At 44.7% G+C, this 20,803-nt stretch carries 15 protein-coding genes; 2 read left to right on the top strand and 13 right to left on the bottom strand.

Features of this window, described 5'->3' with window-relative positions:
• The first annotated feature begins 140 nt into the window (after positions 1-140).
• Positions 141-2,633 carry a zinc-dependent metalloprotease gene (locus VS868_RS09710; RefSeq protein WP_345597084.1) on the top strand — a complete coding sequence of 831 codons (2,493 nt, stop codon included), beginning with the start codon at positions 141-143 and terminating at the stop codon, positions 2,631-2,633.
• A gap of 47 nt (positions 2,634-2,680) precedes the next feature.
• On the opposite strand, the gene VS868_RS09705 is transcribed toward VS868_RS09710, so the two are convergent.
• The 11 genes from VS868_RS09705 to xrtF form a co-directional block, all read right to left on the bottom strand.
• Positions 2,681-3,904: a permease gene (locus VS868_RS09705; RefSeq protein WP_345597082.1), complete on the bottom strand. Its 1,224-nt coding sequence runs from the start codon at positions 3,902-3,904 to the stop codon at positions 2,681-2,683.
• Positions 3,905-3,957: 53 nt separating this feature from the next.
• Positions 3,958-7,278, bottom strand: coding sequence for a heavy metal translocating P-type ATPase (locus VS868_RS09700; protein ID WP_345597080.1), 3,321 nt, complete (start codon positions 7,276-7,278; stop codon positions 3,958-3,960).
• A gap of 82 nt (positions 7,279-7,360) precedes the next feature.
• On the bottom strand, positions 7,361-7,855 hold the full coding sequence (locus VS868_RS09695) for a DUF305 domain-containing protein (protein ID WP_345597078.1): 495 nt from the start codon (positions 7,853-7,855) through the stop codon (positions 7,361-7,363).
• Between the two features lie 35 nt (positions 7,856-7,890).
• Complete coding sequence (locus tag VS868_RS09690) at positions 7,891-8,409, bottom strand: AraC family transcriptional regulator (RefSeq protein ID WP_345597076.1); 519 nt, start codon at positions 8,407-8,409, stop codon at positions 7,891-7,893.
• A gap of 44 nt (positions 8,410-8,453) precedes the next feature.
• Complete coding sequence (locus tag VS868_RS09685) at positions 8,454-9,053, bottom strand: DUF3347 domain-containing protein (RefSeq protein ID WP_345597074.1); 600 nt, start codon at positions 9,051-9,053, stop codon at positions 8,454-8,456.
• 25 nt (positions 9,054-9,078) lie between these two features.
• A complete protein-coding gene (locus VS868_RS09680) occupies positions 9,079-10,839 on the bottom strand; it encodes an efflux RND transporter periplasmic adaptor subunit (RefSeq protein ID WP_345597072.1) in 1,761 nt (586 codons plus the stop codon).
• The gene (locus VS868_RS09675; protein ID WP_345597070.1) at positions 10,823-12,070 is read right to left on the bottom strand and encodes a TolC family protein; all 1,248 of its coding nucleotides are present in this window, start codon (positions 12,068-12,070) and stop codon (positions 10,823-10,825) included. The genes VS868_RS09680 and VS868_RS09675 overlap by 17 nt, the downstream gene beginning before the upstream one ends.
• Before the next feature lie 9 nt (positions 12,071-12,079).
• Positions 12,080-15,937, bottom strand: coding sequence for an efflux RND transporter permease subunit (locus VS868_RS09670; RefSeq protein WP_345597068.1), 3,858 nt, complete (start codon positions 15,935-15,937; stop codon positions 12,080-12,082).
• 76 nt (positions 15,938-16,013) lie between these two features.
• Positions 16,014-16,412, bottom strand: a complete 399-nt coding sequence (locus VS868_RS09665; protein ID WP_266069333.1) for a hypothetical protein — start codon at positions 16,410-16,412, stop codon at positions 16,014-16,016.
• Between the two features lie 27 nt (positions 16,413-16,439).
• Positions 16,440-16,892 (bottom strand): exosortase F system-associated protein, encoded by a 453-nt coding sequence (locus tag VS868_RS09660; protein ID WP_345597065.1) that lies wholly within the window; start codon positions 16,890-16,892, stop codon positions 16,440-16,442.
• Positions 16,876-17,433, bottom strand: a complete 558-nt coding sequence (gene xrtF / locus VS868_RS09655; protein ID WP_345597063.1) for an exosortase family protein XrtF — start codon at positions 17,431-17,433, stop codon at positions 16,876-16,878. Before xrtF ends, VS868_RS09660 begins: the two co-directional genes overlap by 17 nt.
• Before the next feature lie 87 nt (positions 17,434-17,520).
• Here xrtF and VS868_RS09650 point away from each other — a divergent pair, with 87 nt between their 5' ends.
• A complete protein-coding gene (locus tag VS868_RS09650) occupies positions 17,521-17,976 on the top strand; it encodes a GAF domain-containing protein (RefSeq protein WP_266069336.1) in 456 nt (151 codons plus the stop codon).
• Between the two features lie 111 nt (positions 17,977-18,087).
• On the opposite strand, the gene VS868_RS09645 is transcribed toward VS868_RS09650, so the two are convergent.
• Complete coding sequence (locus VS868_RS09645; protein WP_345597060.1) at positions 18,088-19,404, bottom strand: serine hydrolase domain-containing protein; 1,317 nt, start codon at positions 19,402-19,404, stop codon at positions 18,088-18,090.
• 80 nt (positions 19,405-19,484) lie between these two features.
• On the bottom strand, positions 19,485-20,738 hold the full coding sequence (locus VS868_RS09640) for an ABC transporter permease (protein ID WP_266069338.1): 1,254 nt from the start codon (positions 20,736-20,738) through the stop codon (positions 19,485-19,487).
• Positions 20,739-20,803: the final 65 nt, after the last annotated feature.

The raw sequence follows: 20,803 nt of genomic DNA, 5'->3' as shown, positions 1-20,803 counted from the left end.
TAATTTCATTTTAAACCTTTTACTGCTACTACTGTCCAACTATAAGCAAAGTGCTTCTCTTTTTATTTAACAGCCACGGATTAGGCAACCGGGATCTGTTTCTTTAAATTGAGCCATTCTTAACTTAAATTTTACAATTAATGAACAACCGACTCTTGTTCCGGCTGGTTATTGTTTTTTTCTCTTTTTCAATAACGAGTTGTGCCGTCTTTCAACCTGAAAAGGATAAAAAGTCGACTACAGCAGCCAAATCTTCTGAAAAAGATAAAAACGGGATCAAATCTTATGACAAGGTGATCACCAAAAAAGCAAAATCTGATGCCGGATTATTTACTGTACACCAGGTAGATGATGATTACTACTACGAAATCCCCGATAGCCTCTTTAACCGTGAAATGCTTATGGTTACCAGGATTGCCCAGACTGCTTCGGGTATTGGTTTTGGTGGCGGCAAACAAAACGAGCAGGTGCTGCGTTGGGAAAAGAAAAATAAGAACGTTCTTCTTCGCGTAGTTTCTCACGACGTTTTTGCTGCCGATTCGCTTCCGGTGCACGAAGCTGTGGTGAACTCTAACTTTGAGCCCATTCTTTTTTCTTTTGACATTGAAGCTTTCCACAAGGATTCGGTGAACAATGCAACAGTGATCAAGGTAACCGACCTTTTCAAAAATGACGTGCAGGCGCTTGGTTTTCCTGAAAGGAACCGAAAAGAATACAAGATCAGTCGGTTGGATGACAGCCGATCGTACATAGATACCATCCGTAGTTATCCTGAAAACATTGAAGTACGCCACGTGAAAACTTATAATGCCGGCGAACCACCTTCAAATTCAAGTACAGGATCTATTTCAGTAAAAATGAGCAACTCCATGATCCTTCTTCCAAAGGTGCCTATGGAAAGAAGATACTATGACGAGCGCGTTGGCTGGTTCACCACCGGGCAAACCGATTACGGCCTTGATGCTCAAAAAAGTGAAACCGTACGCTACCTTGACCGCTGGAGACTTGAGGTGAAGGAAGAAGATATGGAGAAATTCAAGCGCGGGGAACTGGTGGAACCTAAAGAACAGATTGTTTATTACGTAGACCGCGCTACTCCAAAAAAATGGATCCCTTACATCAAACAGGGAATTGAAGACTGGCAGGTGGCTTTTGAAGCTGCAGGTTTCAAAAATGCCATTATTGCCAAAGATCCTCCCACAAAAGAGGAAGATCCAGACTGGAGCCCTGAAGATGTTCGCTATTCTGTAGTGCGTTATTTAGCTTCTCCTATCCCAAACGCAAACGGGCCGCACGTAAGTGACCCGCGTTCGGGAGAGATTTTGGAATCGGACATTAACTGGTACCACAACGTGATGACCCTGTTGAGAAACTGGTTCTTTGTTCAAACCGCCGCCATTAACGAAGATGCCCGCCGGGTGGAATTTAAAGATGAGATCATGGGCCGTTTGATAAGGTTTGTATCCTCTCACGAAGTAGGCCACACCCTTGGTCTACCTCATAATATGGGAAGCAGTGCAGCCTATCCTGTAGAATCTCTGAGAGACCCTGAATTCACCCAAAAATATGGAACCGCACCTTCAATCATGGATTATGCACGTTTCAACTATATCGCACAGCCCGAAGACGGTGATGTGGCGCTAATGCCAAACATTGGGCCTTATGATAAGTATTCTGTGATGTGGGGTTACAAGCCAATTCCGGGGAAAACAGGAAAAGAGGAAAAAGAGGTCCTTGACTCCTGGATCCTTGAAAAAGCAGGAGATCCTGTTTATAGGTTTGGTGCCCAGCAAAGCGGGGTGATAGATCCTACTTCCCAAACCGAAGATCTTGGGGATGACTCTGTGCTTGCCAGCCAGTACGGGATCAAAAACCTGAAAAGGATAGTTCCCAACCTCATCGAATGGACTGCCGAAAAAGGTAAAGATTACGATGATCTTGAAACTATGTACGAGCAGGTGCTTAGCCAGTACAACCGTTACATGGGGCACGTTGCTGCCAACGTGGGTGGTGTGATTAAGGAAACAAAAACCTACGACCAGGAAGGTGCAGTATACTTTCATGTGACTCCTGAAAAACAGAAAAATGCAATGAATTTCCTTCAGGATGAATTGTTTTCTACTCCCGAATGGCTTCTTGAGCAGGAGATCTTCAACAGGATCGAATTTGACGGAAGTGTGGAAAGGATCAGAAATACCCAGGAGCGCACTTTAAAAAACCTGCTTGACTTCGGAAGAATGGCAAGATTGATCGAAAATCGTGAAATGAACGGCAATAGTGCTTACGGACTTCTCGATATGATGCAGGGCTTAAGAACCGGAATCTGGAGTGAACTTAGAAGAGGCCAGGGCATTGACACTTACCGCAGAAATCTTCAGCGTGCATACATCGACAGAATGGAATATCTAATGAACGAAGAACAGGAAGCTATCCCTGCACGTTACCGTTCCTGGATAACCCGCTCAAACATTGATGTGGCACAAAGTGATATTCGCCCGGTAGTGAGAGGCGAGCTTAAAAGGCTGCAGCGTGATCTTCGCAACAGCATTGGTCGCAGCAGAGATACATTGACCCGCTACCATTTGGAAGATGCTTTAGAAAGAGTAAATCTTATTCTCGATCCTAACAGCTAAACCTCATTTTTGCATACATGAAAGAGCCGGATTAACGTCCGGCTTTTTTATACCACCCAAATTCTTACGATCCAGCCGCCTATTAACCACGCATAAGCAATGAAAGCAAGATACTTCATGATGTTTTCCATCACCTGGCTCTTTGGTGCCATTTCTTTCATATGTTTTACATCTTTCCTCTTAAAAAAACCAATGTAAAGAAGAATTCCGGAGATAATGAGAAAAGCGAGGTTGAGAAAGAAAGTATAGTCTATCTGGAAATGTTCAGACTCAAGGATCTTCACGTTGTTTGGATCGGGCAGCAGGCTTAACAGGTCAAAAGAATAGTGCAGGGCCAGGGAGGTTCCAATAAGTGCAGTAAACAATAAAAAGAGTATGAAAAGTGACATTTTCCAGCCGTAATATTTCGCATTGATCCGCAACACCGGAAATACCACCAGGTCACTGAATATAAACGCCATTACTCCGGCGAAGCTGACGCCTTTTCCGAAGAGCAGCGCTGCCAGCGGAATATTCCCCATAGAACCAATAAAGGTTAAAAATGCAGCAACGGGCCCCACAATAATATGCTCTAAAATGGTAAAAAAGCTATGGCTTTCAACCTCAGGCCCGCTGTTGATAAACAGGGTTCTGAAAAAAGAATCGGGTACAAAAGCAGCTACAATTCCGGCGATGGTGAAACCAATGGTCACATCCTTCCACACCATCTTCCATTCCATCGCATACTGCTTTGCCACCTTGGCCCAGGCAGTTTCAGATTTCATTTTCTCCTTCCAGTCTTTATCAGATCCTTTATCATCATCGTCTTCTCCTTTTAGCCGCTCCCGTGCATTTTTGATCAGTTTCTTCGGATTGATAAGCCTTACGATAAGCCAGCTGATGAGGATAAGCAGGATTCCTCCCACATATTCCCCTACTACGAACTGCCAGCCCAGGAAAATAGCGATAATGATTCCCAGCTCGATCACAAGGTTTGTCGAGGCTAAAAGGAAAGCAATAGACGGAATAAAACCTGCTCCTTTCTTAAAAAGGCTTTTGGTAGAAGCGAGAGCTGCAAAACTACAGGAGCTGCTTATAAACCCAAAAAATGTGCCCAGGAGAACACCTTTTGAGTTTTTACCACCCATGGTCTCCTGCATTTTCTTTTCGGTTACGAATATTTGGATCCCGCTGCTAATTAAGTAGCCGAGAATAAAGGCCCATAAGGCCATCCAAAAAAAACCTGTACTTGTGTAAGCTGCTTCTGCCCAGCTTTTCCAGAAATCCTGCATAAATTTTTCTTCACAAATTAGTAATTATAGAAGACTCTTCAAAAATGCCATTTTTAATGGTCAAGTTTTACGCCCCTTAACCTCAGCGCATTGGCAATTACAGATACCGAGCTAAAGCTCATTGCCAAAGCCGCGATCATGGGTGAAAGTAAAATTCCGAAGAACGGAAACAGCACTCCGGCCGCAATTGGCACACCAAGCGTGTTGTAAATGAGGGCGAAGAACAGGTTCTGCTTAATATTCTTCATCACCTTTTTGCTCAGGTTTTTCGCCTTTACCACCCCGTGCAAATCCCCTTTTACAAGGGTAATTTCTGCACTTTCTATTGCCACATCGGTTCCGGTGCCCATAGCGATGCCAATATCGGCTTTTGCAAGTGCGGGTGCATCATTAATCCCGTCACCGGCCATGGCCACTTTTTTGCCTTGCTGTTGTAATTTCTCTACTTCCTCAAGTTTGTTCTGTGGCAACATCCCGGCTTTGAAACTGGTTAGGTGCAGCTCTTTCGCCACCGCCGAGGCTGTTATCTCGTTATCTCCCGTCAACATGATCACTTCCACGCCGGCATCAATAAGTTCGGAAATCGCCTGCCGACTCGTTTTTTTAATAGGATCTGTTATAGTGACGTATCCCGAAACTTTGCCGTCTACCGCCACGTAAGAAACTGTTTTCCCCTGTTGCTGCTCTTCCCTGACTTGCTGCTGAAGCTTATTATTAACCTCTGTACTTATTTCCTGCATCAACTTTTCGTTACCTATCGCAATCTTTTTTTCTTCGGAAATTCCCGTAACTCCCTTTCCGGTTACTGCATCAAAGTCGGTGGTCTCTGTAAACTTCAGGTTTTTGGCTTTCGCATAACGCACCGTGGCTTCTGCTAACGGATGTTCACTTTGAGCATTAACTGAAGCTATTGTTCGAATTAGTTCTTCTTCCGAAGTATCTCCTGTAGCCACCACTTTTTCCACCGATGGTTTTCCTTCAGTAATGGTACCGGTCTTATCTATGATAAGCACATCAATCTTGTCCATTTGCTCCAAAGACTGGGCGTTCTTGATAAGCACGCCGTTCTGGGCTCCTTTCCCCACACCAACCATTACCGACATTGGCGTTGCCAACCCCAAAGCACAGGGACAGGCGATGATCAAAACGGCTATAGCATTGATCAAAGCGTAAACATAACTGGGTTCAGGCCCGAAAGCAGCCCAGACGATGAAAGTAATTACCGAAATCATCACAACCACGGGAACAAAATAAGCGGAGATCCTGTCGGCCAACTTCTGAATTGGCGCCTGCGACCTGCTCGCATCGTTAACCATTTTAATGATCTGGGCAAGCAGGGTCTCATCCCCCACTTTTTCGGCCTTCATAGTAAAACTCCTGTTGCCGTTTATTGTTCCTGAAGTTACCTTGTCCCCTTCAGCTTTCTCTACAGGCACAGGTTCGCCGGTGATCATGGATTCGTCAATGTTAGTCTGTCCCTTCTGAATACTTCCATCCACAGGAATTTTATCTCCCGGCTTTACCCGAAGAATATCGCCTACATTAATTTCATCTGCATGAATTTCTTTTTCCTCTCCATTCACCACCAAAGTGGCTTTATTGGGCGCCAGCTTCAGCAGTTCCTTGATAGCCGAATTTGTACGGCTGTGGGCTCTCGCTTCCAATAATTGCCCCAGCAAGACCAGGGTAAGAATTACTGTAGCGGCCTCGAAATAGACATGTACAGTGCCGTGGTGCGTGAGGAATTGCTCCGGAAAAAGTCCCGGAAACAGCATCCCAAATACACTGAAAGTCCACGCTACTCCCGCACCAATGCCTATTAAGGTGAACATATTCAAATTCCAGGTCACTATAGATCTCCAGGCTCTTTCAAAGAACATCCAGGTCGCGAAAAAAACCACCGGAATTGACAAAACCAGCTGCACCCAGTTCCAGGACTCCATGCTCATCCAGTCATAAATGGGATTGCCCGGAATCATTTCGGTCATTGCGATAAGAAAGATGGGCAGCGTGAAAGCCACAGCGATTTTGAACTTTTTCAGCAGCTTTTGATAGGATTTCTGCTCGGCAGAAGCTTCGGGTTCCATGCGTACCAGCTCCATTCCGCAGATGGGGCAGCTACCCGGTTCATCCTCCACAATCTCCGGGTGCATGGGGCAGATGTACTGTGGCTGATCGGCTTTTAAACTGACTTCCTCCACCAGGTCCATTCCGCAGACGGGGCAATCTCCCGGCTTATCGTAAGTCTTGTCGCCTTCACAGTGCATTGGGCAGTAAAAAGTTCCTGTGCCTTTGCCTTTGGGCTTTTCGGGTTTTGGTGGGGCGGTAATATCCTGCCCGGGAAGGTAAATATTATAGGTGCTGCCATCCTTTCTCAAAACTTCCTGAAAAACTGTAACAGGAATTGCCCTTTTTGAAGAGATAACCGCCTCAGCCTTTTCGAGGTCTACAGCAACATCCAGCACACCATCAACCTGCCGCAAAGTCTCTTCTACATGAGCCTTACACCCGCTGCAGGTCATTCCCGTCACCTCATATTTCTCCTCTGAACCGGCCGAATGTATATGATATCTTTCCCCATCCTTTTGTAAAGCATCCTCAAAAACACCAATGGGAATATGATGCTCCATTTCGATCTCCGCTGCTGCTTTATCCAGGTCAACCGAAGCATTTTTCACTCCGTCGACCTTCTGTAAGGTTTCCTCTACATGAGAACGGCAGCCATTACAGGTCATTCCGGAGATTTTATAGGTGTGGGTCATGGCCTTTTCCCCTTCAACTTTACCGGAGCTATGCTCTGCAGACGAACCTGCTCCTGAATTTGTCTTTGCAATTTCTGAAACTTCAGAAATACCTGCACCGGCTGCTCCTTTCCTCTCTAAAATGCCATATTTAGCCCCGGCTTTTTTTACTTCAACATCAAGAACATCTGTAGGGATATGTTTTTTCATTTCTATGACAGCTTCAGCTTTTCCGAGATCAACAGCTGCCTTCACCACCCCCGGAATATTATTCAGGCTTTCCTCCACGTGTTTCCTGCATCCATTACAGGTCATGCCGGTAACTTTGTAGGTATGCGTCATCACAGATGCTTCATCCTCAGAATTTGCTTCAGAAATGCCATTTTTGACACCTTTGTCTGCGGAAATTTCTTCAGAAGTATTTAACGCAAGAATATGATAATTGCCGCCTTCTTTTTGCAGGGCGGTTTCCAAAAGATCAAGCGGCACATGTTGCTCCATCTCAAGCACAGCCTCTTCCTTCCTGAGGTCGACTGATGCATGCTTTACTCCTTTTACGTCCTGTAAGGTTTGCTCTACGTGGCTGCGGCAACCATTGCAGGTCATTCCTGTGATTTTATAGGTGTGTTTCATCTCTCTAACTTTACCTCCCAAAGTTCGCAGGATTTAAAGCCGAATCTGTTATACAATTCAGGAAATTTATGGTAAGATTCTCCTATTCCTCCTTATTCTCCAGGCGTTTGATTATCTTCTTCATTTCAGCAATTTCCCTGACCTGAGCCTCAATAATTTCTTCAGCTAATTTTTTAGCTTCAGGATCACTTATTTCTGCCCGCTTACTGGTCAATATTGCAATTGAATGGTGAGGGATCATGGCCTTCATCCACAAAACATCTCCAATAATAGGCTGCTGAGCTCTCACCAAACCTAATGCTGACACGAATAAAATTAAGCTGCCGACGTATATTGCTATATTTTTCTTCTTATTCTTATACATTTTCAACATGAGGGAGAGCATAATAACCGCCATGGCCGAAATTCCAAGGCAAGCCATATAAAAGCGGGTCAAACTAAAATAAATATGGTCCCATTCATAGGTGTTCATGTACATAGTGATATACATAGCTACAAAGGACAAGCCCAGCATTAAAAAGAAATTTCGGTAATTACTCTTGCCCATTTTGTCCTGTTTTTTATCTTCTGAAAACATCTTACTTTGGTTTTGTTGTTGGTTAATTCGTTTACTTAAAGTTCGTCGAGAGGTGTACGCTTGTTTTCCTTAACCTGCTTAAAATGGGTGGGCGTTAAACCTGTTACTTTTTTGAACTGCTTGCTTAAGTGGGAGACACTCGAATAGTTCAATTGATGTGCGATCTCGCTTAGGGAAAGCTCATCGTACACCAGCAGTTCCTTCACTTTTTCGATCTTTTGATTGATCACATACTGCTCAATCGTTACGCCCTGTACTTCAGAAAAAAGTTTGCTGAGGGCAGAATAATCCTGGTGGAACTTCCCGGAAAGGTGTTCCGAAAATGTCATTTTTGGAAGGTGTGCAGGATTTTGTATGATTTCAACAATCGTGGTTTTTATGCTCTCAATGAGCCGGGTCTTCTTATCGTCAATCAGTTCGAAACCGAGTTTTTCCAGGCGCTCATTCAGCAGCTTTTTTTCTTCCGCAGAAAGTTCGCGCTCTACTTCGGCCATCCCGAGTTCTACTGTAAGAGGATGAAGCCCGAACTGTTCAAGTTCAGACTTCACCATCATATTACAGCGGTTACAAACCATATTTTTGATGAACAATTTCACCCTTAGCTTCCGCTAATAGTTTCTTCAACCCTTCCACACTTCAGCATCTTGTCGCCGTAGTACGGGTTTCTAATTTCTTCTGAAGAAGACAGCCAGAAAGCCCCTTTTCCGTCGAAAGCCATAGGACAGTACTGCTTATAAACTTCGCCCGATTTCACTGCACCTTTTAACATTCCTTCCATCGCCATAGAAAGATCTTCAAAAGCGGTTCTTTGCGCATTGATTTCGGCAGAATTGGCAATTGTTTGTGCCGCTTCAAGAGCCTGGGCATTGTTCTCTACGTTAGCTAATGCTTCAACAAGCATTTTCCCACCGCTCATAGCTTCTTCAGCATTAGTATTCACCAATGCAGTTTTCACGTGCATGTAGTGTTGATAGGCGGTGCCCACCTGTTCATTATTGAATTCAACGGCAACAGACTGGCCGTCATCAAGGTTCCCGCTCATGTTATCCATATCGTGATCCCCGGTCTCTTCCATATGCATCTCATTTTGCATTGGCATTGCTACCTCTTCCACTTCGTTCTCTTTTTTAGTCTCTCCGCATGAAGCCATTATAAAAGCTCCTGCCAAAGCCATAATTGTCATTTTTGTTCTTTTCATTTTTTCTCGATTTTATGATTAGTTATTATTTAATTTGTTCAACAATCTCGCCACAGGTGAGCATGGTATCACCATAATATGGGTTCTTGATTTCGGCCACGTCGCTTAGCCAGTACGCACCTTTGTCTGAATTTGCCATAGGGCAATAATCTACGTAAACGGTTTTATCTCCTGTTCCAAAAGCAGCTACGGTTTTGATAATTGCTTCAGAAAGATAAACAAAATTCTCCCTTTGCTTTTGCAAGTCGGTCGTATTCAAACCTTCTTCGGAATGTTGCAACAGGAACTTCTTCTTTTCCTTCCAAAAAGCCTCTGCTTCTCCCGCCATTCCTGTTTCGGTGATTTGCTGAAGCGTATTTACAAACTGCTTTGTAAAATTAAGACTTTCTTCTGCCTGCCCCTCTACAAGGGCATCTTTTAGCTGAAGATAATCTCTAACGAGCAGATCCAGTTGCTGCTGAAATTCTTTGGAAGCCTGCGCCCTGTAGTCATACCCGCTATCCTGTAGATACTGCCTTACATCAACCTGTGCTGCGGCTGAAGTTGCCGTTACCGGGTTCATCATACTCGGTTTTCCTGCAAGCTGGGCGGCAGCATCTACGGTGAAAGTTCCGTTTACCACGATCTCTTCTCCTGCGGCCAGTCCTTCCTGCACCACGTAAGAGGATCCCAGGAGTTGCCCCAGCACTACTTCCCTCATCACGAAGAGAGGATTATTTGCAGTGCCTTCGTTCACATAGACGATGCTGCGCTTCCCGGTCCACAGTACTGCCGACCGCGGAATAGTTAATCCTGAAGCTGGTTTATCATCACCACCTCCTGTCACTACCCCCGAGACAAACATTTCCGGTTTTAGTCTTTGATCAATATTGGAAATCTCTACCCTTGCAGTGGCTACCCTGGTTTGACGGTCAATTATGGGATCTATGAAGTTTATTGTCCCGGTAAAAGTTTCACCCGGAATGGAAGCTACAGTAAATTCTACCGTGTCTCCCACATCTACCATATTTAAGGTCCGCTCATAAAGGTCAAAAAGAACCCACATTTTTGAAAGGTCGGCGATCTGGTATAGCGGCATTCCTCGTTTCACATAATCTCCTACCTCTACTAATTTTTCGGTCACCACGCCGTTCACATCGGCGGTGATGGTAAAACGGTCTGTGGCCTTTCCGCTTTCGAGGATCCGGTTGATCTGGTTTTCACCAATCCGCCAGTTTCTCAGCTTTTGTTTAGCGGCCTCAAAAAGTTCAGGTTGAGACTCGCGAATGGCATAGGCCTGTAAAAGTTCTTCCTGGGCGGTAACAAGTTCGGGAGAATAAACTACTGCGAGCGCCTGTCCCCTGCGGACTTCCTCACCCGTAAAATTGACCAGCAGCCTTTCTATCCTTCCCGGAACGTGTGTACTTTGGGTGTAGGAGATCCTTTCATCGACCACCACTTTCCCGTTAAGCTCTATCTCCCTTTCTGCGGAAGTGTTCCCTACTTCCTGCGTCTGGATATTGGCCAGTTTCATAGCGTATTCTGTCATTTGAACTGCATCGGGATTTTCCATTACGTCGGAGCTTTCCAGCGGAATAAGATCCATTCCGCAGATTGGACATTTCCCCGGCTCAGTTGCCCGAATCTGTGGGTGCATGGAGCAGGTCCAGATAGTTTCCTGCCCAACTTCTGAGCTGTGGTCATGCACTTCGGCATCATCACTGCCGCCAAAAAAGAGCCAGCCAAGCAGGATCCCTGCCACCAGTGTACCGGCTATGATGAGTATATTTTTATTTCTGCCTGTCATAATCTAAAGTTTTACCCGATAAATAATCGATTCTTGCCAGTGCGGTGAGATAATTGGCCTCTGCCCCTGCTACCGCCAGCTGATATTTTAAAAGTTCCTGCCGCACCCGCAACACCTCCTCAAAATCTGAAGCTGCATTTCGGTAAGAAGAAAGCAATAAGTTAAGGACCTGTCCCGAACTTTCCACCTGTCGCCTGTAAAGCTGCAGCATAGCCTGCGCCTCCCGGACTTCAAAAAAAGCCGCCTCCATTTCTGCTGAAAGTTGATTTTTCAAACCTTCTTTTCGCTGCTCATAACTCTCTGCCAAAAAAGCCGCCTGTTTACGCTCGGCTTTATACTTTCCGCGGAAGATGGGCAGGCTCACAGTGAGCATAGGCATAATGGCATCGCGGCCATTGTCTTCAACTGCCATATCCCTTCTTTCCCCAACAATTACATAATCCAGTCCCAGCCCCACATTCGGCATTCCTTCCTTTTTCGCCAGTTCTTCGCGTGCCCGGGCCGATGCCGCCATATTCTCCAGTTCCTCCAGCTGAGGGTTGTTATCAACAAGAGTGTCAAAAATGGCGTTTTCAGGAAGTGTTTCTACCTCATTTGGCACTACTACTGCTTCAGATCTTTCGCGGTCCAGCAAAGCATTGAACTGCGCGAGCAGCACATCCTTTCTGAGCCTGATCACGTCCAAGCCTGTAATAGATTCATTCCGCATAATGTCTGCCTGTAAAACATCAGACAATGCTCCACTGCCGGCACTTACCCGTGAAAGCGCAAGGTCTTTATAGTTCTGAAGTATGTCGAGATTCTCCTGTTGATACTGCAGCTGTTGCCCGAGCTCGTAAAGTTCATAGTATTTACTGCTCACCTGCAACAGGATCTCATTGCGGGTTTCCAGGAAAGCCTTGAATTTAGCTTCGGCCATTAAAGTTGCTACATTCTCCCGTGCCTCAAGTGTTCCAAACCAGGGGAACATCTGCATGATAGAAAAACGGGCTTCCTGTGGCCCCAGCCGTGTCTCCACCATCTGGCCAAAGGCCGAAACGGTGAGGGTGGGATCGGGCAGGCTCTTCACCTGCGGCGCTTCCTGCAGGGCCGCCTCAAATTCGGAATATGCAGCTTTGACCTGCGGATTATTTTCCACAGCGATCAACAGGTAATCCTCCAGCGTCTGAGCCTCTATGCTTCCGAAGTACAGGAAAAACAGACCTGTCAAAAATGATATTTTATAATCCATTTTCATAGTTTAACTATTTAAGTTCCCTTCCCTTTGGGGAGGGTTAGGGAGGGGCTTTTGATTTTTTGTCACCACCGTCTCACGCCATATTGCCTGCAGTACCGGAACTACAAAGATGGTCATGATCTGAATGACCATTCCGCCAACAATAGGTATTGCCATAGGCACCATGATATCTGCACCTTTCCCAGTGGAAGTAAGAACCGGGAAAAGGGCAATAATGGTCACTGCGGTGGTCATCATGGCAGGCCTTACCCGTTTTTTACCTGCTTCAAGAACGGCTGCCCTTACTTCGGGCACTGTTTGCGGATCACGTTTCTCAAAAACCTGGTGGATGTATGTTCCCATAAGCACCCCGTCATCTGTTGCGATCCCAAAAAGGGCAATAAACCCGACCCATACAGCCACACTCAGGTTGATCGTGCCCATTTGGAACAGGTCGCGCATATTCACTCCGGAAATACTGAAGTCCATAAACCACGGTTGCCCGTAAAGCCAGATCATGATGAATCCGCCGGCAAAAGCCACAAATACTCCCGAAAAATGGATCGTAGAGGCAATCACGGTTTTAAACTGGAAGTAAAGAAGCAGGAAGATGATGATCAAAGAGATTGGAATGACAATAGCGAGCCTCTTAACAGCCCTTACCTGGTTCTCATAATTCCCTGAAAATTCAAAGCTCACCCCGGGCGGGACTATCAGTTCTCCTGTAGCGATTTTTTCAGCAATGAGATCCTGCGCATCATTCACCACGTTAACTTCGGCAAAATCCTCTTTTTTGTCAAAAAGCACATAACCCACTAAAAAGGTATCCTCACTCTTGATCATTTGCGGACCTTTTACGTACCGCACCTCTACCAGCTGCCCCAAAGGAATTTGCGCTCCCGTAGGTGTCGGTACCAGGATCTGCTCGATCTCTTCAGGCGAATTCCTAAGTTCTCTTGGATATCGTACCCTCACCGGATATCGCTCCCTGCCTTCCACTGTGGTGGTGATCTCCATCCCGCCAATGGCAGTTTCGATGGTTTGCTGTACTTTTTCTATGCTAAGGCCGTAACGGGCGATATTCTGCCTATTAATATCAAGTTCCAGATATGGTTTACCAACAATTCGATCGGCAAAAACGGCTTCTTCCTTGACAGAAGGCACCTGCTTTAGGATCTCTTCCAGTTTAAATCCAAAATTTTGAATAGTCTCCAGGTCGGGCCCGTAAACTTTGATTCCCATTGGCGCACGCATGCCGGTTTGCAGCATTACCAGCCTGGTTTCAATGGGCTGCAGTTTGGGAGCCGAAGTAATTCCGGGTAACCTGGTTGCGCTCACGATCTCGTCCCAGATATCATCGGGGCTATTGATGTGGTCTCTCCAGTTTCTGAAGTATTCCCCGTCTTCATCAGGTATCAGGTCTTTAGCTGTGATATTCTGAAGGACCACTTCTTCATGAGGAAAGGCTTCTCCTGATTTCAGAATAAAATTACCCTCATCATCTACCCGGAAGCGCTGCATTTCACCTTCCTTGTTCAGCATGTACTCCGATTTATAATTAATGACATTCTCGTACATCGAAATAGGAGCCGGATCTATCGCAGTCTCGGCCCTTCCAAGTTTCCCTACAGCAACTTCAACTTCCGGAATATTGGTCACGGCCATATCAAGTTTTTGAAGCACTTCTTTACTGCCCTCAATTCCCAGGTGCGGCATTGCAGTCGGCATTAAAAGGAAGCTACCTTCATTCAGTGTTGGCATAAATTCTTTACCTACCCCGGGAAATGCTTCGGAAGCACCTTCCCAGGCTGCAGTTTCCCTAATTTCCCAGCCAACTTTTTCTGCGCCGTCACCAATGAATCCGAAGATCTTCGGAAATCCCTGCCAGATCAACAATCCGACAAGAATAGTGATCACCGGAAGCATCAAAAATGACCTTTTGTTCTCCAGACACCAGTTAAGGATAGGCTCATAAAACCTTACCACAGCCAGCAGTGCTGCCAGGGTGATTACCAGCAGAACAATAACAAACAGGTAATTTTCAATGATCGAATTCCTTACTCCCAGCGGCATCCAGTGCGTAGTGAGGAAGAAAATGGTTACCGCCAGGATAATGAAAAGTGAGATCTCCCGGGTATATTTTCCGAGGAAACCACGGCTCCTGGGTTCCAGTAACCTTAAAATTCCGATCACTGTTAAAGCTAAAGGCAACCACATGCTGAAAATTATTGCCAGTAGAATTCCGCCAACAATAAGACTGTAGTTCCAGATGCGGTTGACCCTCTCCTTTTGCAATCTAAAAGAGAAGAAATAGTAAGACAGCATTGGCAGCACCATAATGCCCAGTAAAAATGCAGCTACTAAAGCGAAAGTCTTTGTAAAGGCTAACGGAATAAAAAGTTTTCCTTCGGCATGTTCCATAAAGAATACCGGAAGAAAACTCACTACTGTTGTGGCCAGGGCAGTCGTAACCGCAGGTCCGACCTCTATAGTCGCGTTTCTTATGACCTCAAGAAGTCTTGAATCCCGGGCATCCCGATTCTCAGGAAATTCGAGATGCCGCAGCGTATTTTCGACAAAAACGATCCCCACATCTACCATCACCCCAATCGCAATAGCAATTCCGGAAAGAGCAACGACATTGGCATCTATCCCAAAGTAGCGCATGGCGATAAAGGTCATGAGCACCGCAATAGGCAGCAGACTCGAAATAAGAATTGACGCGCGTAAATTGAGCACCAGAATGATGACGACGATGATACTAATAAGGATCTCGTCAGAAAGGGCACTTTCAAGCGTTCCCAAAGTTTCCTGGATCAACTGGGTGCGATCATAGAAAGGAACTACGGTCAACTTGCTAACCGTTCCATCCTGTAAAACCTTTGTGGGCATTCCGGGAGCGATCTCCTCTATTTTTTCTTTGACATTGTTGATCACCGCCAGCGGATTAGATCCGTAACGGGCAACTACAACTCCGCCGGCGACCTCAGCACCGGCTTTATCTAAAATTCCGCGCCTTTCGGCAGGACCAAGGGTGACAACTCCGATATCGGAAATCAGGATAGGTTTGTTCTCATTCACTGCGACCACAGTGTTCTCAATATCTTCAAGGGATTCTATATATCCCAGCCCCCGAACCAAATATTCTACCTTATTGACTTCAATAGTCTTGGCACCAATGTCGCGGTTTGAGTTCTGTACCGCCATCATCACCTCGTCGATCCCTACATTAAATGCTTTTAAAGCATCGGGATCAACATCTACCTGGTATTCACGCACAAATCCACCAACAGAAGCAACTTCTGAAACTCCATCTACTCCGCTTAAACCGAGCTTCACGTAGTAATCCTGCACCGATCTTATCTCGTGCAGGTCCCAGCCACCGGTGACATTACCTGCTGTATCCCTTCCTTCGAGCGTATACCAGAAAACCTGCCCCAGGGCAGTTGCATCTGGTCCTAATGTTGGTTGTGCATCTTCGGGTAATAATCCAGGAGACAGAGAATTTATCTTCTCAAGGATCCGGGTACGGGACCAGTAGAACTCCACATCTTCATTAAAAATGATGTTGATGCTGGAAAACCCAAACATAGACGTGCTACGAATAGATTCCACACCGGGAATCCCGAGTAAAGCAGTGGTTAACGGATAGGTGATCTGGTCTTCAATATCCTGTGGCGAACGGCCGGGCCATTCGGTGAAGACGATCTGCTGATTCTCTCCCAGATCAGGAATGGCATCTACCGGCACAGGATCGCGAGGCAGAAGATCAAAATCCCAATCGAAAGGAGAAGTGACCACTCCCCAGCCAATCATAAAGATTAGCAGCAAAGTCGTAACCAGCCGATTATAAAGGAAGTAACTTATTATTTTAGAAAGCATTCTTTGAAATTAAATTGATTAAATGTGAACAAACACAGCAACCCCGGCGTGCGGGGTCAAAAAATCAAATTAAATATCAAATAAGGAAAGTCTCGTCGAGCAAATTTATGTCGTAGACGAGTAAAGGCGGTTTGTAGTGAAAAAAAGGAGTTTCGGCCTGAGCTTCTCCTTCAAAAAGATTTGCATAAGACCAGGTGAAAGTAGCCAGAAAAACCTGTTGGTCCAGGTCAAGATCATCGAAAGAGATCTTCAGTTCCTTCTGTCCTTCAACTACGACCTTCTGTTCATCGCAGCAATCATCTTCAGCAGAAGAAGGCATATCGCCATGCATTCCGCAGGTCTTTGCTTCAGAAAAAACAGCCTGATCTACCAGGATTTCTCCACAAAAATGCTTGTCCACCGTAAAAGAAACGGTAGAGAACAGCACTAAAAATGCCATTGCAAACGAGGCTATATTGTGGAAAATTTGCTTCATTAAGATGCAAATTTAGTAAAAATTAAATTATGAAATTCTTTCTTCATCTGTGATGTTCCTACTCAATCTATAGTAATAGAAAGCAGGCAGTAAAATGAGAATGAGCAGTGGGTGGGCCAGGAATCTACGCACGTAAAAAGCAGCCAGGTATTGCCCGGGTTCCACGTTTTCCATGAGGTACATAAATACCGGGAAAAGCACTGTTAAAAAAGCTGCATAAATAAGTGCTGAGAATTTTATGATCCCCCAACTCCTGAAGGCCACCCATAGAATTAACAACGAGACCAGCGTATTAAGTACAAAGCGCAAAAAGAGATTAGAAAACATCTCAAGAGTATAATTTACAGTCTCCCCGCTTTGGTAAGCCCTTTCAAAGAAATACATAAAAGGATCGTAAAAAAACCGGTACTCGTATATCCTTATCATTGCCAGCACTCCCACCAGGCCCAGAATTATTATAATTTTAAAGACTCCTTTCATGCTTAATTTCTTTAGTGTAAATAATGATCCAAAGCACCCAGAGCAGGAAAACCACTCCATAGATCACCAGCGGAAAAGCAACAGAATGCAGAAAACGGGCATGCCATGGATATTCATAGATCCCCACAGCCATTAGAGCGATTCTCAGGATATTTGTTACATAAATAATTACGGCGCCCCCCAGGGTAAAGAAAAACGTAGTCTTTAATTTTCCCGAAAATGCAAACATAAAGGAGACAAAAAGGATAATAATACTTGCGGCATTACAGCCTTCAATAATACGGGCCACAAACTTGCCATTTACAAAAAGATGCATGTTGGTTTCGGGATAACCCGGCGCCACCTGTGCGTGGTACCCCATGGCAGAGACCACGGCCTCGCTTTGCAGCGCCACCAGATGTGTAAGAAAATCGGGGTAATAATCAGGGTAATAAAAATTTTGCAGGTAGAGGTTGTACAGCAGGGCCAACAGCAGGTAAACTCCTAAAAAGGTAAAAATGAAGCGGATTACCGGCGCGTATCTTTGAAGGAGTTGTCGCAAAATTTAGCCAATGGTTTCATCAAAAGTATTTATTTATACCTATTTAAAAAGCTGTTTTTTTAAATACTTTTGCTTAAAAAGTAAACAATGGCATTAGAAAGATTAAAACAAGAGGTTACTGAAATCCTTGCGAATGATAAAGTTCAGGTTGAAGAGCGGCTCTCTAAAGTGTGCGAACTTTTAAAAGCTGAAGTAGATTATTACACCTGGGTAGGATTCTATTTCAAGAACGGGGACAAAAATGAATTAAAATTAGGGCCTTTTGCGGGAGAACCTACAGATCATACCATTATTCCCTTCGGAAAAGGCATCTGCGGACAGGTTGCTGTTTCCAATCAAAACTTTGTAGTTCCCGATGTTAGCGCTCAGGACAATTACATTGCCTGTAGCATACATGTAAAAGCCGAAATAGTAGTGCCTTTGTTCAAGAATGGAGAAAATATCGGCCAAATCGACATAGATTCTAATGTTCCCGATCCATTTACTGAAGAAGATGAGCGCTTCCTCGAGTTTGTGAATGAAAAGGTGGCCGAGATCATTTAATCCTCTCCCCCGGCCCCTCTCCTAAGGAAAGGGGAGTTTGAAATTATTTAAAAAAAACAAGGGGTGCCAAAAATGACATTTTTGGCACCCCTTGTTTTATGGTTTACTTTTTTACTTCCGGGTTAATTCATAAGAGCCGCCTCCCTGGAATAATGTCAATTTATCGGCTTCAGGATTAAATTCCAGTTTGAGTCCGGCGCGGGTGAACTGAAACTTATTTTCGTCGTAAGCCTCAAGCGGAAAAGAAGGTTGCCCGGTAGCCTGCCCCATAAGCGTTTCATCTTCAATGAAGATCTTTACTTCCAGCGGAAAGGTTTCACTCCCATAGGTGCCGGTATATTGCTCAAGCTTTTCTTGTGAAACCTCGATAGCAGGCTCAAAAGAAGGTAAAGTGTAATCAAGGTCCCAGTAAATATTGAGTGCACCAATCATTATGTCGTTTGGAGACAGGACGGTTCCATTTGAAATATAAGAAACAGCGAGATCTCCTTCAGGATAATACATACTCATAGAATTGAATCCATCTATGCCGCCGGTATGCCCATAAAAAGTCTTCTCGTTAAAAGGAAAGCTAAAAAGGCCCATTCCGAAGCCATTTTTAAGCGTTTTCATCTTTTCAAAAGTGTCAGATTTCAGAACTTTTCTGTCGAAGAGCGCAGTGAAGAACAAATTGAGATCTGTTGGAGTTGAAACTATACCCCCGGCTCCCAGTGGGATACTTAGATCGGTTTCTGTAGCAGGTTGCCAGTCCTTCTTTTTCTGATAAGAATAAGCTTCAGCATTACCGGAATCAATTTTTCTTCCGTAGTAGGTATTTTCGAGATTGAGCGGGTGGGTTATTCGATTTTTCAGGATTTCGGCGTAAGTCTTTCCGTCTAAATCTTCAAGAACAAAAGAAAGCAACACGTAATTTGTATTGGAATAATCGTTTTTCTCGCCGGGCGCAAAAACCGGCTCCTGGGCTTTGAATATTGCGAGAAGTTCCTCTTTCGACTTTGGCTGCTCCATATAATTGAGATAAGCATCTTCATTAGTGAAATTAAAAAGCCCGCTTTGGTGCCTTAAAAGGTCTTCTATACTGATGCTTTCGGAATTAGGAATTCCGGGATAAAATTTTGAGAGCCGGGTATCCAGTGAAAGTTTTCCTTCCTCAACCAATTGCAGGATCATGGCTGCTGTAAAAGTCTTTGAAATTGATCCTATGCGGTATTTTGTATTTGCGTTGGCTTTAGTTCCTTTTGATATATCGCTATAGCCAATGGTGTTCGTGTAGACAGGTTCTCCTTGTTTGTGAATTGCAAAGCTGCCCATTCCCTTGTCGTTTTTTTCAACAACGGTAAAAAGGCTGTCCATTTTTTGCCGGTCAAAATCCTGAGCTGCCGCAAAGAGGGAACAACCCAAAGCCAGTACTGTAAATAATTTTTTCATGTAAATGATTGTTTTAAATGATTGATTGACAAATAAAATATACATAAAAAAGCATTATGCTATACAAAGTACATTCGGATTTACATTCCCGTTCTAATAGCTTCTACAGGGTCTAATTTTGAGGCTGAAATTGCAGGAACAATTCCCGAGATAAGCCCAATAACTGCCGATACCGCCGTACCTATAAACATATTCCAGGTAGAAAGGATGAATTCAAAGCTGCCGGTAAATTGCGAAACTATGAGAGATGCAAGCCACACGAGGAACAACCCAATAAGCCCACCAATTACCGCTAAAATTACCGCTTCAAACAAGAACTGAAAGAGGATGAATTTATTCTTGGCCCCCAACGACTTTTGGATCCCGATGAGGTTGGTGCGTTCTTTTACACTTACAAACATGATGTTTGCAATACCAAAGCCCCCTACCAGAAGGGAGAAACCGCTAATGATGAGTCCGAAGAAATTGAGTTGCCCGGTCATATTATCAATGAGATCGGTAAAACCCTCCAGCTGATTCACGAAGAAGTTGTTAATATCGTCGCGCCTCAAGCCTCTAAAGTTGCGGAGTTGTTGAGAAATGTATGCTATAAGTTCATTAGTGTCGGCATCGGGTTCGGGTTTAATCACAATTTGGGGAAAGGTACCGCGATTGCTTCCGCCGTAGATCCTTCTTACCACATTCACCGGCACAAAAACATTGGTGTCATGACTACCTCCAAACAGGCTTGCCCCCTTTTTTTCCAATACCCCTATCACCGAAAATTTTCTGCCATAAAGCCTCACCTGTTCGCCCAGGGCGTTTCGACTTCCGAAGAGATTTTCATACACATCGTGGCCCAGTACAACTACAGGAGTACCACTTACAGATTCGGCCATATTAAAGAAGCGGCCTTCTTCAATTTGCAGGGCTTCAATGTCGTAATATTCAGCAGAGACAGCAGCTATTCCCACATCTGAGGCAGTTTTGTCGCTGTACTTAATATTTTCGGGAGGAACGTTAAGCACGTAAGACATAGCAGAAACTTCGGGCACACTACGGCTCAAATATTCGTACTCTTCATAACTCACATCGGGAAACTGTTCCCTCTTCCACTGTGGCACCTCATTAGAGCCAAAAGAAAACCGGGTAAGTATCATGGTGCGGTTATCTAACGCGCTAAGGCTACCCTTAATCTCCTTCTCCAGAGAATCTACTGCCGCAAGTACGGCTATGATAGAGAAAATTCCAATAGTTACCCCCAAAAGGGATAACATGGTTCGCAGCTTGTTGTTTTTAAGAGCGTTAATGGCGAAAAAAAAACTCTCTTTAAGAACCCTTAGATATATTAACATGGTACTTTTCCTGTATTATTATAAACCTGCACATCATAAGACGCCGGGTTTAAATATTCGTTACA

It is taken from the genome of Salinimicrobium sp. 3283s (assembly GCF_039602225.1).
GTDB classification, from domain to species: Bacteria; Bacteroidota; Bacteroidia; order Flavobacteriales; family Flavobacteriaceae; genus Salinimicrobium; species Salinimicrobium profundisediminis.
The sequence above is the reverse complement of the archived record's forward strand: the minus strand, read 5'-3'. Positions and strand labels throughout refer to the sequence as shown.